This is a genomic window from Clostridium sp. CX1 (genome assembly GCF_025398335.1).
Lineage (GTDB): Bacteria > Bacillota > Clostridia > Clostridiales > Clostridiaceae > Clostridium_AM > Clostridium_AM tanneri.
Genome location: NZ_JAODOO010000006.1, coordinates 236,560 through 252,763, shown reverse-complemented (window position 1 = coordinate 252,763; position 16,204 = coordinate 236,560). Strand labels below are relative to the sequence as shown.

General features: G+C 32.5%; 11 protein-coding genes. 10 read left to right on the top strand and 1 reads right to left on the bottom strand.

Translation table 11 applies throughout. From position 1 onward, the window contains the following. Positions 1-27: 27 nt before the first annotated feature. Positions 28-717 (bottom strand): YjjG family noncanonical pyrimidine nucleotidase, encoded by a 690-nt coding sequence (locus N4T77_RS09175; protein WP_261671470.1) that lies wholly within the window; start codon positions 715-717, stop codon positions 28-30. 509 nt (positions 718-1,226) lie between these two features. Between N4T77_RS09175 and N4T77_RS09170 the strand changes: the two genes are divergently transcribed. The 10 genes from N4T77_RS09170 (at position 1,227) to N4T77_RS09125 (ending at position 16,122) form a co-directional block, all read left to right on the top strand. Next, on the top strand, positions 1,227-4,262 hold the full coding sequence (locus tag N4T77_RS09170; protein ID WP_261671469.1) for an AAA family ATPase: 3,036 nt from the start codon (positions 1,227-1,229) through the stop codon (positions 4,260-4,262). A gap of 122 nt (positions 4,263-4,384) precedes the next feature. After that, positions 4,385-5,281 (top strand): glutamate formimidoyltransferase, encoded by an 897-nt coding sequence (ftcD, locus tag N4T77_RS09165; protein ID WP_261671468.1) that lies wholly within the window; start codon positions 4,385-4,387, stop codon positions 5,279-5,281. Between the two features lie 31 nt (positions 5,282-5,312). After that, positions 5,313-7,337, top strand: a complete 2,025-nt coding sequence (locus N4T77_RS09160) for a urocanate hydratase (RefSeq protein ID WP_261671467.1) — start codon at positions 5,313-5,315, stop codon at positions 7,335-7,337. 19 nt (positions 7,338-7,356) lie between these two features. Continuing rightward, positions 7,357-7,995: a cyclodeaminase/cyclohydrolase family protein gene (locus tag N4T77_RS09155; RefSeq protein ID WP_261671466.1), complete on the top strand. Its 639-nt coding sequence runs from the start codon at positions 7,357-7,359 to the stop codon at positions 7,993-7,995. A 29-nt stretch (positions 7,996-8,024) separates the two neighbouring features. After that, the gene (gene hutH, locus N4T77_RS09150; protein ID WP_261671465.1) at positions 8,025-9,548 is read left to right on the top strand and encodes a histidine ammonia-lyase; all 1,524 of its coding nucleotides are present in this window, start codon (positions 8,025-8,027) and stop codon (positions 9,546-9,548) included. Positions 9,549-9,678: 130 nt separating this feature from the next. Next, positions 9,679-10,227: an XRE family transcriptional regulator gene (locus N4T77_RS09145; RefSeq protein ID WP_261671464.1), complete on the top strand. Its 549-nt coding sequence runs from the start codon at positions 9,679-9,681 to the stop codon at positions 10,225-10,227. A 385-nt stretch (positions 10,228-10,612) separates the two neighbouring features. Next, positions 10,613-12,982 carry a formate C-acetyltransferase/glycerol dehydratase family glycyl radical enzyme gene (locus N4T77_RS09140; RefSeq protein WP_261671463.1) on the top strand — a complete coding sequence of 790 codons (2,370 nt, stop codon included), beginning with the start codon at positions 10,613-10,615 and terminating at the stop codon, positions 12,980-12,982. 72 nt (positions 12,983-13,054) lie between these two features. Then, complete coding sequence (locus tag N4T77_RS09135) at positions 13,055-13,960, top strand: glycyl-radical enzyme activating protein (protein WP_261671462.1); 906 nt, start codon at positions 13,055-13,057, stop codon at positions 13,958-13,960. A 243-nt stretch (positions 13,961-14,203) separates the two neighbouring features. After that, positions 14,204-14,905, top strand: a complete 702-nt coding sequence (locus tag N4T77_RS09130) for a hypothetical protein (RefSeq protein ID WP_261671461.1) — start codon at positions 14,204-14,206, stop codon at positions 14,903-14,905. 239 nt (positions 14,906-15,144) lie between these two features. After that, positions 15,145-16,122, top strand: a complete 978-nt coding sequence (locus N4T77_RS09125) for a hypothetical protein (protein WP_261671460.1) — start codon at positions 15,145-15,147, stop codon at positions 16,120-16,122. The last annotated feature ends 82 nt before the right edge of the window (positions 16,123-16,204 follow it).

The window sequence follows — 16,204 nt, the reverse complement described above, 5'->3', positions numbered from 1 at the left end:
TGGAAATGTAAGTCAGTTACTTTACAACTATTTTTCAAGTATATTCTTAAGCTCCATCAAATTAGAAATTTCATAAGTAGGTTTTATTCCTGTATTATTTACAATTCTATTAGGATTAAACCAGCAGGTATCTATACCGGAATTTATTCCGCCTTGTATATCAGAGGTTAAACTATCTCCAACTATTAATACCTTACTTTTGTCAGTATGTTTTATGTTATTTAAAGTCAGTTCAAATATTTTAGGATCTGGTTTTGATATCTGAACTTCTTCAGATACTACTATATCTTGAAAGTATTTTGCTATAATAGATTTTCTTATTCTTCCGTCCTGAACATCCTTAAGACCGTTAGTAACTATAGTGAGTTTGTAATTCTTATGAAGACTTTCTACAAGCTCTATGCTATCATCATATAAAAAGGATGCCTTAGCTAAATGTTTCATATAGGACTTAGCAAACTCAATCTCATCAAAGCTAATATTTAAGCTGTCTGATAACCTTTTAAATCTTTCTACCTTTAGCTTTTTCTGAGTAATAAGGCCTTTCTCAAATTCTTTCCAAATAGCTGAATTTATATCATGATATATTTTTAAATGGTGATTTTCATCATATTCTATATCAAATTCTAACATAGCATTTTTAAAAGCATCTCTTTCAGATTTTTTAAAATCAAATAAAGTTTCGTCTGCATCAAATATTATAATCTCGTATTTCATGGTAATTCCCCCTAGTATAGTTGATTTTTTTATTATAACATATAAAATCTTGATTCACTGAATAATTGAAAACTGTTAATTAATCTCACATAATTTAAGATTTTGTTGTTTATATTTATTATCAGCTTTGCTATTGATTATAAGTACTATAAAGCAAGGCGTAACACATATATAAATCCCTCCTATGTTTTACATTACCTAATAGATAAGTTACCATATTGATATGAGTTTCGATAGGACATATGTCCTGTTAAGGAGGATTTATGGAAAGAACTTAGTTGAGTACATAACAGATAAAAACTATATAGTTTTGAACTTATCATTCAAGGAAATTGACCAATTTTTAGGAACAACTTATAGATATTTAAAAAGAATTTTTTGCGCTTCAAGTCTATAACCAGTGAATAGTTTAGGAAGAAATATTTTGGCAATTTGAAAAATTCTCAATAATGTACTAAAATAAAAACAGTTACTAAAAATAATATTTATAGACTTGAAGAGGTGTCAATATGGACTATATCTATGTAAAATTACTAGGTAACTTTACTACTAGCTTAAATGGAAAAACTATTTTATTTCCATATAATAAGGTCCAAGCATTGTTTTCTTATATAGTAGCAAAAAAGCAGGCTACAAGAGAAGAGTTATCGGTGCTTTTATGGCCAGATATGGAGGATAATATTGCAAGGAAAAATTTGAGAAATGCAATATACAAGTTAAAAAAGTCTTTTGCTGAACATGAGGTAATAAGCTTTCTAAACAAGTCAACAATCACATTAAGCACTAGTATAATAATTGAAACTGACATGGATAACTTTATCAATAATAAAAATGAAATAAGCTTATACCCTGGAGAATTTTTAAAAGGATTTATTTTAAAAGATGCGGATAACTTTCAACAATGGGTTTATGAAACTAGAGTAGAACTAGAAGGAATATATTTAAAAAGACTTTATGAACAAATACTAGTTGAGAGCAAAAATAAGAATTATGAAAAGGTAGAGAAATATTGCAAGTTATTAATAAAAGCTGATGAGTTTAATGAAGATGCATATAGACAACTAATTCAGTGCTACAAGAATCAGGGAAAAGTAAATAATGCAATAAAGGTTTACAATGAACTTACTGATATATTGAATAAAGAATTGTCCATTACTCCTGAGATAGAAACAAAAAAGGTTTTTAAAGAAGTACTAGATTTAATAAGTGAAAGACAAGCGGTAGAAAAAAGTGGAGATTTTTTTTATGGAAGACATACTGAATTAAGAATTATGGAAAGTAACTACCATAGTTTTATAGATAATAGAGATTCCAAGTCTATTTTAATAAGAGGTGAGATGGGCATTGGAAAGACAAGTCTTAAAAATAAGTTTTTAGAACAAGTAGATAAGGATAAGGTTTATGTTCTAGAAACAAATTGTTATCAATTTGAAAATGAATATCCATTGAAGCCTTGGAGAAACGTTGTTTTCTATTTAGCAAGGATTATTCACAATAACAAAATTAAGGTTCCTTCTATTATAGAAAATGTAATAAATGAATTAATACCTGAAGCAGGTAGTGATAGCTATGCTGAAAATGTAAAACTAGAGTCTACTATAGATATGCTGAAGTATGACGTGATAGAAAATATTTTAACGGACATGCTTAAAAGAATAACAACTAGTAAAAAAATCCTAATAGTTTTTGAAGATATTCAGTGGATGGACTCTTCTAGTATGTCATTGTTAACAAGTTGTATATTACATTGTCAACAAAATAATATAATGTTTCTAATTACTTGCAGGAACGAGTTTAATCCATACATAGATAGATTTCTAGCTTCTACAAGGAAGTATGATAAAATCCAGATTGCAGAACTTTTAAGATTTAATACTTCAGAAACTGAGTGCTTCATCAATCAGGCTCTTAAGGCGCATAAATTAACTAAAGAAATGCTAAATAAAATATATATAGAAACGGAAGGAAACACATTTTTCATTACAGAGTATCTAAATATTATAAGATCAAAAAATAATATAAACATAATGACATCTCATATGAAGGATGTTTTAAAAAGCAGATTCATGGATGTATCTGATAGTGAAAAAAAGATAGTGGAAATAGCGTCATTATTTCATGATGAGGTACCTATGTTTATTATCAAAGAATTACTCCAGAAGGATGAACTTCAAATCATGGAGATAATAGAGGGACTTGAAGGAAAATTTATTCTAAAGGAGACAGTTACAAATAATAATATATGTTTTAAGTTTACTCATCAAAAGTTGAGAGAGTTTCAGTACATGAGTCTGTCCCAGGCTAAGAAAAAGATACTTCATAACAGGGTAGGACAAATTCTCGAAAGAACACTTAAAAATAATATAGGAGACATTAACACTTGTTATAAATTAATATATCACTTTGAAAATGCAAATAATTATACTTCTGTTCTTAAATACAAAATTAAAGTTCTGAGCACCTATCTTAATTTTAGCCATGAATTATTTCCGGTAATTTATTTTGAGAATAAGTACTGTGACAAATTATATTTTAGCGAGAGTAAAACTATAGAAAGCATAGCAGAAATTGAAAGCCTTCTAGACAAGGTAAGGAAGGAAGAAGGAGACAGTATCCAGATATTAAGGTTTGAAATATGCCTACTTCATATAAAGGGGAGATATTTAATAAGAAAAGGTGATTATGAAGAAGGTATAAAGAATATTGAAGACATGATTATTAAAGCCAGCGAAATTAATTGTAGTGAATATATTATTGAAGGATATAAACAAATGATTTTTTATTGCATTCAAACAAATAAAACAGATGAAATGATAATGTATATAAATAGAGGGTTACAAACATCAGAAGAATATAACTATAAAAGGGAAATAGGAATTTTGTTAAGATTTAAGGGCTTGTATAAAAAAATGCTGGGAGAAAACGAGGAAGCAGAAATATTATTTGAAAACTCTATTGATACATTAAGCAGTACAAGAAACACTTCTCACCAATATGCTTTAAGCATAGCTGCTTGTTACAATTACATCGGAGATATAAGAAAGAAAACGAAAAGATTCTCAGAGGCATTAAATTTTTATAATAAGGCAATTAAAATATGTGAAGAGAAAAATGTGTGGACTAGTCTTGCTTTATTTTATGCAAATGCAGGGGAAACAGCATTTTATATTAATAATTACAAAATGGCAAAAAATTATTTTGAAAATGCTCTTAATAATTATAAGCAGTTTGATTTTACTTGGGGTAGATCTATAGCAGAGGCTTTTATGGCATTAATTTTAATTAAGGAAGGAAATTTTACAGAGGGTTTGAAGCATTTAAAAAATGCAGATATAAATTCGATGACACTAAAAAATCCAAAGGAAATAGGTACTGTCTATCGAGTAAAGGCAGAGATAAAGCTTAGTATGGAAAATGATATGAACTTAAAAAGGGTATTTGAAAGAGAATTAGATGATAACATTGATGTGTACCTCAGAAGGGGAATAAAATACTTAAAAGAAGCAGGAGAAGAACACCAGATTGATATTATAGAAAGACTATGAATTAAATACCATCCTCTCGTCTACAGGAGTTTTGAAATTTTAAGATTTTAAAACTCCTGTAGACGTTTTGGAGATGTATAAGAGATACAATATAGAAAAAGACTTACTGAGGAGGAATTGAAATGGCAAAATTAGTAGAATGCGTTCCAAACTTTAGTGAAGGAAGGAACAAAGAAATAATAGAAACTATTATAGATGAGGTTAGGAGAACTGAAGGAGTAAAGCTTCTCGACTATTCATCAGATAAAGATCATAACAGAACAGTTGTAACCTTTGTTGGCTCACCAGAGGAAACAAAAGAAGCTGCCTATAAGCTTATTAAAAGAGCATCAGAGCTTATAGATATGAGCAAGCATCAAGGGGCTCATCCAAGAATGGGTGCTACAGACGTAGTTCCATTTATCCCTATTAAGGACATAACTACTGAAGAATGTGTTCAAATGGCAAGGGACTTAGGAAAAAAAGTTGGAGAAGAGCTAAGTATACCTATCTATTTGTATGAAGATGCTGCTTCATCACCAGAAAGACAAAATTTAGCCAATATAAGAAAAGGACAATATGAGGGATTTTTTGAAAAGATAAAAGAGCCGGAATGGAAACCGGATTTTGGACCATGTGAGATGAATAGGAAAAGCGGAGCAACTGTTATAGGAGCAAGATTTCCACTAATTGCTTACAATGTAAATTTGGGCACAGATAATTTAGAAATAGCAAATGCTATCGCTAAGAGAATAAGACATATTGGTGGAGGATTAAGATACGCTAAAGCAGTAGGTGTAATGCTAACTGAAAGAAACATAGCTCAAGTTTCTATAAATCTTGTGAACTATGAGAAAACAGCTATCTATACTGCGCAGGAGATGGTGAAAACGGAAGCTAAAAGGTATGGCGTTCCAGTGGTAGGTGCAGAGGTTATTGGATTAGTACCAATGAAGGCTTTAATAGACTGTGCAGAGTATTATCTGCAAATTGAAAACTTTGATATGAACCAAGTTTTAGAAGCAAGGCTAAGTGAATAAATTTAATACATCTAAATTAGGGGGAGTTAAGATGGTTAATAATATAGATATCAGAGAGGCTATGACAATAAAATTAGATGAAGTACTACCTGACATGCCACCCTTTGTAGAGGGAATAAGAAGAGCTCCAAATAGAGGCTTTAATTTAACTAAAGCACAAACAGAAATTGCGTTAAAAAATGCATTAAGGTATATTCCAGATAAGTATCATGAAGAAATAATTCCAGAATTTTTAGAGGAACTTACAACAAGAGGGAGAATATATGGGTATAGATTCCGACCAGAAGGAAGAATATATGGAAGATCTATAGATGAATATAAAGGTAAATGCGTAGAAGGTAAGGCTTTCCAGGTTATGATAGAAAACAATCTAGACTTTGATGTAGCACTATATCCCTATGAGTTAGTTACCTACGGTGAAACAGGAAGTGTATGTCAAAACTGGATGCAGTATAGGCTAATAAAAAAATATTTAGAAGTTATAACTCAAGATCAGACATTGGTAATTGAATCAGGACATCCTCTTGGACTATTTAAATCTAATCCTAATGCACCTAGAGTAATAATAACTAATGCATTAATGATTGGAATGTTTGACAATCTAAAGGATTGGGAAATAGCAGAAGAGATGGGAGTAGCAAATTACGGACAGATGACAGCAGGAGGATGGATGTATATAGGACCTCAGGGGATAGTTCATGGTACTTTCAATACGCTGCTGAATGCTGGAAGAATGAAGCTTGGTATTCCTAACGATGGTGATTTAAGCGGACACATTTTTGTAAGCTCTGGTCTTGGAGGAATGAGTGGTGCTCAGCCAAAAGCTATGGAAATAGCTAGAGGTGTAGGGATAATTGCAGAAGTAGACGAATCAAGGATAAAAACAAGACTTGAGCAAGGTTGGGTTAGTAAAGCTTCCTCTGATTTAGAGGAAATATTTAAGATTGCTAAAGAATATGTAGGTAGAAAAGAACCAATATCCATAGGGTATCATGGAAATATAGTGGACCTTCTTGAGTATGCAGTTAATAACAATATAAAAATAGATTTATTATCAGATCAAACTTCCTGTCACAATGCATATGAAGGTGGATACTGCCCAAGTGGAATTACCTTTGAAGAAAGAACAAGGCTTCTAGCAGAGGATAGAGAAACCTTTAGAAAACTAGTAGATAAGACACTTAAACGTCACTTTGAAATGATAAAGACTTTAGTTGAGAGAGGGACTTATTTCTTCGACTACGGAAACTCCTTTATGAAAGCCATATATGATGCTGGCGTTAAAGAAATATCTAAAAATGGAATTGATGAAAAGGATGGGTTCATTTTTCCTTCATATGTAGAAGATATAATGGGCCCTCAGCTATTTGACTACGGTTATGGACCATTTAGATGGGTATGTTTAAGTGGAAAAAGAGAAGACTTAATTAAAACTGATAGAGCTGCTATGGATTGTATAGATCCTAATAGAAGATATCAAGATAGAGATAATTACAATTGGATAAGGGATGCAGAAAAAAATAACATGGTAGTAGGAACTCAGGCTAGAATATTATATCAAGATGCTATAGGAAGAGTTACTATAGCACTTAAGTTTAATGAGATGGTTAGAAAGGGAGAGGTTGGTCCTATAATGCTAGGACGTGACCACCATGATGTTAGTGGAACAGATTCTCCATTTAGAGAGACATCTAATATTAAGGATGGAAGTAATGTAATGGCGGATATGGCTGTTCAATGCTATGCAGGAAACGCAGCTAGAGGGATGAGTTTAGTAGCCCTTCATAATGGCGGCGGTGTTGGTATAGGCAAGTCTATAAACGGAGGCTTTGGACTAGTTTTAGATGGAAGCTATAGAATAGATGAAATAATTAAATCTGCAATGACTTGGGATGTAATGGGTGGAGTTTCAAGACGTTCTTGGGCAAGAAATGAACACTCAATAGAAACAGTAATAGAATTTAATAAGACGAATAAAGGCACAGATCATGTAACAATACCTTATTTAGCAGATGAGGAACTAGTTAAAAAGTCAGTTTCTAAGTATTTTAAATAAAAAACGGGGGGATATAATAATGCTGCAACAGTTAACTTTAAAAGACTTTGTTGATGAATTAGGTTCTACATCTCCAGCACCAGGTGGAGGGAGTATTGCTGCCCTTTCTGCTTCGCTAGCTAGTGCACTGGCTGCTATGGTTTTTAACTTAACAATAGGAAAGAAAGAATATATGGAATATGAAGACAAACTTAGAAAAAATATTGATGAATCCTTAGAGAAAGTACAGTTCCATAAGGAGGAATTCTTAAATCTTATGGAGAGAGATACGGATGCTTTCTTATCCTTAATGGAGGCCTTTAGAATGCCTAAAAATACAGAGGAAGAGGCTAAGGCAAGAAAGGAAAAGATAAATCAAGGAAACAAGGAATCTTTAGAGATTCCCTTAGAAGTAGCAGAAAAAGCCTATAAACTTTATGATTACATTTATACTGCAGTAAAATACGGAAATAAAAATGCAGTTTCTGACGCTGGAGTTGCTGCTTCTTTAGTGCAAACAGCAGTAGAGGGAGCTATATTAAATGTAAAAATAAATATTACAGGATTAAAGGATGAAGAACGTAAAAAAGAATTAAAGGATAGATGCAATAATTTACTGAAAGAAAGTAAAAAAATCAAAGAAGATATTATGGGGATTATAGAAGATAAATTAGCATAGCATTTCATATAACTGGGGGGAGAGAAACTATGAATGTTGTTAACTTAACGGGGAATAGTCTTACTATAGAGGATTTAATTAATGTTGCCGCTAATGGATATAGAGTATGTCTTACTGAGGAAGCTAAGGAAAGAGTTACAAAGGCAAGAGAGATAGTAGATAACATAGTGGATAACAGTAAAATAGTATACGGTATAACTACAGGCTTTGGAAAATTTTCAGATGTAACTATATCCGGTGAGCAGTGCAAAACTCTTCAGAGGAATCTAATAATGTCACATTCCTGCGGCACAGGCAGGAGTTTTCCAAAGGAAATAACTAGAGCCATAATGCTTCTAAGGGCTAACAACTTATCTAAGGGATATTCAGGAATAAGGTTAAGTACCTTGGAAACACTTATAGATATGATTAATAAAGGAGTTCATCCTGCCATACCTGAAAAAGGATCTTTAGGGGCTTCTGGTGATTTGGCACCTCTTTCACATATGGTTTTACCTATGATTGGTGAAGGAGAAGCAGAGTTTGAAGGGGTTATGATGTCGGGAAGAGAGGCTATGGAAAAGGCAGGAATATCCTTAGTAGAGCTTGTAGCTAAAGAAGGTCTGGCCTTAATAAATGGCACTCAAGTAATGACTGCAGTAGGAGCAATATCTTTATATAAAAGTATGAATCTTTTAAAACTTAGTGATATTGCTGCTGCAATGACCTTAGAAGCTTTAAGAGGAATAAGAACTGCCTTTGATCCAAGAGTTCATCAGGTAAGGCCTCATAAGGGACAAGTAGATACAGCCCAAAATATGCTTAACTTAGTAGAAGGCAGCACTTTTGTAACTAATCAAGGAGAGATAAGAACACAGGATGCCTATACTTTAAGATGTGTGCCTCAAGTTCATGGAGCTAGTAAAGATGCTGTAAATTATGTTAGAGAAAAGTTAGAAATAGAGATGAATTCTGTTACCGATAACCCTATTGTTTTTGAAAATGGAGATGTAATCTCTGGAGGGAACTTCCATGGACAGCCTGTAGCACTAAGCTTTGATTTCTTAGGAATTGCGGTAGCTGAAATTGCAAACATTTCAGAGAGAAGACTAGAGCGATTAATAAATTATCAGCTAAACGATTTACCTCCTTTCCTAGTGAAAAATGGCGGTCTTAATTCTGGCTTTATGATAACCCAATACGCAGCAGCTTCATTAGTATCAGAAAATAAGGTCCTTGCTCATCCAGCATCTGTAGATTCTATTCCATCCTCAGCTAACCAAGAGGATCATGTAAGTATGGGGACAATCGCTGCTAGAAAGAGCCTTGATATAGTAAATAATGCGACAAGAGTAGTGGCAACGGAACTTATGGCTGCATGTCAGGCCATAGATTTTAGAGATGGACTTATGTTAGGTAAGGGAACTAGTGAAGCTTATAGAATAATAAGATCAAAGGTAAGCTTTATTAAAGAAGATAAGGTTATGTATAAAGAGCTAGATAAGTGTGAGGAGCTTCTAATGAATGATGAGCTTTTAAAAGCAGTAGAAGGAAAAGTTAAAATAGAAATTTAGCAAGATCCCACTCCATAGTCTTTATGGAGTGGGATTTATTCTCTATGAAAAGTATATGTTATTATGTATATAATATGTTATTATGTATATAATGAAAAAATGACAATACATAGGGAAAGGTTGATATAAATTGAAGGATCCAACATATAATATTGGCTCTGTTTTAAAAAGAGTGCGATTTGAAAGGGAGTTGACTTTAGAGGAGGCATCTAATCTAACTGGGGTAAGTAAGGCAATGCTAGGCCAAATCGAAAGAGGAGAGTCAAATCCTACAATATCCATATTGTGGAAAATTTCCACAGGTTTGCGTATTTCTTTTTCAGAGTTATTAGGAAGTGAAAATAATAATTACGAAGCAATATCAATAGAGGACATAGAACCGGTATATGAATCAGATGGAAAAATGATTCTATATGATGTATTCCCTTTTGATCCAATGACGGGATTTGAATATTTTTATATTAAGTTACTTCCAGGTGCGGAGCATGTTTCTACACCACATCAAAGTTCAGTAGAAGAGTATATTGTGGTAACAAAAGGAACCTTAAAGCTTACTTTGGAGGACCAAACTTTTGAACTTGTGGCTCCATCAGCACTAAGATTTAAGCCTAGTGGCAGTCACACTTATAGTAATCCATATGATAGTGAAGTCGTATTTCAAAATGTAATTAAGTATTAGAATTTAGTCTAGAGTGATATAGGTTTTCAAATATAATAAGTTTGCTGTAGTCTAATAAATTAGGTATAGATATGAAAGTATTTCTATACCTAACTTTTACACATATGACAATTATGTATAGGATAAAATAGTAATTTAAAGAGGTATGGATATAAATTTTTAAAATTCAGGATGTTATAACATATAATTTATGTTATAATAAAATAAAATATTAGAGTTTTACTTTAGAGTGAATATAGGTAAATAGAACTTAAAGGAAATTTATATTAAGAATAGGTTAAGTTATACTTTAGCTTTCTACAATTATGCACTCTAAAAAATTTTAACAACTTTATATGTTATAACGCACAAAATATAATATAATATAAAAAGAAAGGAGAAAATTATGGTTATAGAAAGAACTGAATCTGCAAGACAAAATTATATCAATGCAAAGCCAGCAATTTCCTATGAAAGAGCAAGAATTTGGACAGAGTCACACAAGAAAACAGAGGGGGAAGCAGTTCCAATAAGAAGAGCTAAGGCATTTAGAGATACCTGTGAGCAGATAGATGTCACTATATTTGAAGGGGAACTGATTGTTGGGGTTATTGGCGAGTTCAGAAAATGTGGTATTTTAACCCCTGAGTTTTCATGGACATGGGTAGATAGAGAAATGGATAACTTCGATAAAAGAGTTCAAGACCCATATGTTATGACAGATGAACAAAGAGATTTTGTGAGAAAAAACATATTCCCCTATTGGAAAGGAAAATCTTTAGAAGAAGCCTTTTTAGCACAATTGCCTAAGGATACTGCAAAAATTGCCGTTGATACTGGCATAGTTGACAACGATTCCAAATGGAGACAGGCTGTTGGTGAAATAACACCAGATTACCAAGATGTATTATTTAAAAAAGGCTTTGGTGGAATTATCAAAGAAGCAAAGGAGCATATATCAAAGCTTTCGATTACTTCTGCAGAAGATATGAAAAAGAAAGATTTTTATAATTCTATTATAATCACCTCAGAAGGAATTATTACTCTTGCAAATAGATATTCTGAAAAAGCTAGAGAAATGGCTGCAACAGAAAATAATGCTGTGAGAAAAGATGAACTTTTAAAAATAGCTGAAATATGCAGTAAGGTACCAGAAAATCCTCCTACAACCTTTCATGAAGCTATCCAATTCCTTTGGTTTACTCAAATTGGAGGAATAATATCTGAGAATCCTTTGGCACTTAATGTAGGAAGATTTGACCAGTTTATGTATCCATATTATAAAGCTGATATGGACAAAGAAATAACCACAAAGGATCAAATTCAAGAACTTATTGAGGCACTTTGGATTAAATTATCTGAATGGGTTTGGACAATATCAGCAAATACTGCTGAGTTCTTTGCAGGATACAATCAGTTTCAAAACCTTACCCTTGGTGGGAAAACAAGAGAAGGAAGGGATGGCACAAATGATCTTTCATATATGTGCTTGAAAGCTACAGAGAGAGTAAAAACTCATCAGCCAGGATTAAGCGTTAGAGTTAGCCAAGATTGTCCAAGCAGCTTTTTAGAGGAAATTACTCACCTAGTAAGTAAAGGTACTGGATTTCCGGCAATTCATAGTGATAACGCAGGTTATCAAATGCTTATAAATGCAGGCTATGAACCAGAGGATGCTAGAGATTGGAACAATTGCGGCTGTGTAGTACCTCATTTTCGTAAAACTGGAGAATGGACTTCAGCGGTAAATATTAACTTTACTGCAGCCTTAGAATTTGCATTAAATGGAGGCAAAAGCAGGATTACTGGTGAAAAAATAGGTTTAGATGAAAAAGACCCAGCTAGTTTTACATCTTATGAAGAAGTTGAGGAAGCCTTCTATAAACAGTTTAATAACTTAATTAAACATTCAATTACAGCTACCTTAGTAGCACAAAAGCTCCATAAGGAGATGGTTCCAAGACCATTTTTATCATCCTGCATAGAAGAGTGTATGGTAAAAGGCAAAGACTTAGTTGATACTGGTGCTAAATATAATTTAGGACCGGTGCTTACTGGAATTGGTCTTGCCGTTACATCAAACTCATTAGCTGTAATTAAGAAGCTTATTTTTGAAGATAAGGTTACAACAATGGAAACCTTGGTGAAGGCTCTTGATGCAAATTGGGAAGGATACGAGGAATTAAGAAAACTAGCTGAATCTGCACCAAAGTATGGAAATGACATTGACTATGTAGATGATATTGCTATTAAAATGGCAAATCATTATTACAAGGAAGGACATAAGTATAAGGATATAAACGGTAACAACTTTAACACTGCTTTTATGGGGATTTCTAACTACCTTCCAACAGGAAAAGTTGTTGGAGCTACCCCTTGTGGCAGAAAAGCTAAGGAGCCTTTATCAGAAGGGGTGTCACCTTTTGCCGGTACTGATACTTCTACACCACTTGCAGCTATGCGTTCAGCAGCAAAGCTTAACCAAGATGTGCATTCTGGTGGAACATTATTAAATTTAAGATTAAATGAAGATTTAGTAAATACAAAAAGAGGTCAGAGCAACTTAGGTTCTATGATTCAATCCTTCTTTGCACTAGGTGCATTCCATGTTCAGTTTAATACAATATCCACAGAAACGTTACGTAAAGCACAGGAAAAACCTGAAGATTATAAGGATTTATTAGTTAGAGTTGCAGGATACAGCACTCAATTCGTTAACTTATCAAGGTCGATGCAGGATGCAATAATTGCGAGAACAGCTCACGAAAACTATTAGAATTAAAGAAAGGCACTGTTTAATTTAACTGTGCCTTTTCTAAATATAGGATTTTAAAACAGGAGGATTTATATGAACAAAGTAACTGGATATTTTATGGAACCACAAAATTTTTCCATAAATGACGGAAATGGAATTAGAACAATAATTTTTTTAGCTGGCTGTCCTCTTAGATGTAGGTGGTGTTCTAATCCAGAAAGTCATACAAACCTTATGAAGGTTGCCCATTATGAAAAAACATGTATAAACTGTGGAAGGTGTGCACAATTATGCCCTCAGGGAGTGGGTATAAATTTAAATACTCAATGTGAACAGAAAAAATGTAAAGCTTGTGGAATTTGCATAAAAGCATGTCCGACAAACAGTAGGAAGAATTTAATTTATCATTATAGTAGTGAAGAAATAATGAAAATCATTGAAAAACAAAAAATATTTTATAGGTATTCAGGTGGCGGGGTTACCTTTTCTGGAGGAGAGGCAACTATGCAGGTAGAAATGCTTAGAGAACTTGTATATAAACTTTATGATTCAGCCATAGATTTAGCTATTGAAACTTCTGGTTACTTTAACTTCGAAGAGATTAAGGACATCTTGGAAAAGATGAATTTAATATTTGTAGATATAAAACATATGGATGACAGTAAGCATAGGTTTTATACAGGAGTTAGTAATGAAAATATATTGAAAAATATAGCCAGACTTAATGAGTTAAAAGTACCTGTAGTAGTTCGAATACCATTAATTGATGGAGTTAACTCAGACAAAGAAAACATAAGAAAAGCAGCTAAATTTGTAAAAGACAGTATGGATATGCCTAAAATTGAATTATTACCTTATCACTCCTTTGGTGATAGTAAATACGAAGCTTTAGGTTTGGAAAAGCCGTTAAGACAGTTTAAAACTCCATCTAAAGAATACATGGAAGAGTTATATGGCATAATCGAAAGCCAAGGGATTGATGTAGTTAGTTATAAGTAAACTACCATTAAAAAGTTGAGTAAAAATAAGAATATCATACCAAGGTTTATGCGATACATGTATAAGTAATAAGGTTAATAAAAGCTGATATAACTAAAAAATAATTAAGGGACAGGCTTATAGGTTTCTGTTGACATAAAGAAGACAATAGTTTATCATATAAATGAGAACGATTATCATTCCAAGTAAAATGTTAAACTATTTAAGATAAAATTTAAAATCTTCTGAAGGGAATTGGAGAATATGGTAACAGAAAATTATTCCTTAGAGTATATTACTGAAATAGAATTAGAATCAATACGTAACTTTGCAATTAAAGAATGTTTCGAAATCATCTTGGAGGAAACAGAATATTTTTTTCAGAGTAAGGAGTATCGGATAGATATCTTTGCCGAGGGAGTAGATTTTTCAAAATTGAGCCCAAAGTGTTTTCAAGAAAGATTTGTTAAAGTACTATATTCTAAAAAGGAACTTGAATGCTTCATTTCAAGAATTGAAAAAAAGATTCAGAAAGAGCTAATGAGGTTACCAATTAAGTCTGATTTCAAGTTGCATAATAACAAAGTAACGGATTTATTAAACATTGAAGATAGTTTTTTATTTATATATGAAGCGGCTAGAACTTATGGGATTAGCTGCGTAACTTCAAAAACTATTGATAAGCTATGGAAAAAAAACATTAGTAGTTTTATGCCTAAGGGATTAGGAAAGCTCACTAATAAATTTAAGGCAGGAGATTATTTTTTATCAACAATAGGGTTAACTACTGGAGAAATAAAGTGCAGCATAAGTAAAAAAGTATCAAAAAGTGCACAGGGAATTTTAATGAACAAGAAACACGAAATAATTAAATTTCTAAAAAATGAAGTTATTACACAAGTGGCTAATTCGGAAAGTATAAATCATACTATATCTTTAAAGAGAGAGATAATAAAAACTGCTTAGTGAATCTATAATATAATATTGAAGTTTCTAGTGTGGTGTTTTAACTGCAATTTGATTGTATACCTATCAAATTGCAGTTAAAACACCACACTATTTTTGTATTTAAAACATTAATATATTGAGGGCAGCTGATAAGTGTATCGTTATTCGATTATATTTTTCTTTATGTAAAAAGTATGAATTATAGGAATATTACATGAGATGGAGGAGAATAATACCAGTAAAAAGGAGGTAGTAAAATGTCTGAGAACAACAATTCAAATGGAGAGATCAAAGATAACAAAGCAGGTTATGAAGATGTAAATCGTCAAGAAAGTCAATTTATTCCTAATAATACATCTGTAAATCCAGGCCCGAATACGTATTATAACGAAGGACAAATGAGAAATATTCAACCAGAAAACAGAATACCAGAGGTTAACTCAAGAAATTACAGGCCAAGGGAAAACAACCAGTACAATCCAAATAATAGGCCTGGTTTCAATGATCCAACCTACCAGGCTAATTACAATCAAAATCCAAGAAATTATTATAGAGGTGATGATAGAATGAATTATCGAAACGGTTATGCAAACAATTATTCAATGAATTACCCAAACAGTTATCCAGCAAATTACATGAACAATTATCCAAACGGTTATCAAAACAATTATCGAGATGGTTATGTAAATAATTATTCAATGAATTACTCAAACAATTATCCTAATAATTATCCGAGCAACTACAGGGCAGGCAATGATTATGGCGACGGATATCCATGTCCTAACTATTATGATGATTATGACTACGATGATTGTTGTGAACCAAGAAGACCTTATTATGGAGGGCCTAGACCTTATGGAAGACCAAGAGTAGGAGCATGGTGCGCCAATATGAGAGGCTATGACCCTTACTATAACTATGGAATGATGCCAAACTCTTGGTGGAATCAGCGTATGATAACAGACTTTATTAATAGACCGAAGGTTAACAATTTCTTTAGAGGCGTTGGAATTGCTACAGTTGGATTAATATTAGCTCCATCAGTTGCTAGGACCTTAAGACCCATTGTAGTTAAAGCTGTTCAAGGAGTAATGAATACCTCTGATGAGTTTAGAAACATATTTGCTGATGCTAAAGAGGATATCGAGGATATTTTTGCAGAGTCTAAATGGGAAGGAAGCAACAACGAGAGGTATGGCTTTGGTGAAAACGAAAACCATAATAAAGAATGTTAAAGGGCAACTAATAGTTTTTGAATAACTGAAGTACATAACAAACATAATAAAATATGAATGTTTTAAAGCATTATTTTAAACA

Bases quoted from the DNA above. Each gene is read 5' to 3' on its own strand.
- hutH (WP_261671465.1), top strand. From the start codon at position 8,025: ATGAATGTTGTTAACTTAACGGGGAATAGTCTTACTATAGAGGATTTA.
- N4T77_RS09140 (WP_261671463.1), top strand. From the start codon at position 10,613: ATGGTTATAGAAAGAACTGAATCTGCAAGACAAAATTATATCAATGCA.
- N4T77_RS09175 (WP_261671470.1), bottom strand. From the start codon at position 717: ATGAAATACGAGATTATAATATTTGATGCAGACGAAACTTTATTTGAT.
- N4T77_RS09170 (WP_261671469.1), top strand. From the start codon at position 1,227: ATGGACTATATCTATGTAAAATTACTAGGTAACTTTACTACTAGCTTA.
- N4T77_RS09160 (WP_261671467.1), top strand. From the start codon at position 5,313: ATGGTTAATAATATAGATATCAGAGAGGCTATGACAATAAAATTAGAT.
- N4T77_RS09155 (WP_261671466.1), top strand. From the start codon at position 7,357: ATGCTGCAACAGTTAACTTTAAAAGACTTTGTTGATGAATTAGGTTCT.
- N4T77_RS09125 (WP_261671460.1), top strand. From the start codon at position 15,145: ATGTCTGAGAACAACAATTCAAATGGAGAGATCAAAGATAACAAAGCA.
- N4T77_RS09130 (WP_261671461.1), top strand. From the start codon at position 14,204: ATGGTAACAGAAAATTATTCCTTAGAGTATATTACTGAAATAGAATTA.
- N4T77_RS09135 (WP_261671462.1), top strand. From the start codon at position 13,055: ATGAACAAAGTAACTGGATATTTTATGGAACCACAAAATTTTTCCATA.
- ftcD (WP_261671468.1), top strand. From the start codon at position 4,385: ATGGCAAAATTAGTAGAATGCGTTCCAAACTTTAGTGAAGGAAGGAAC.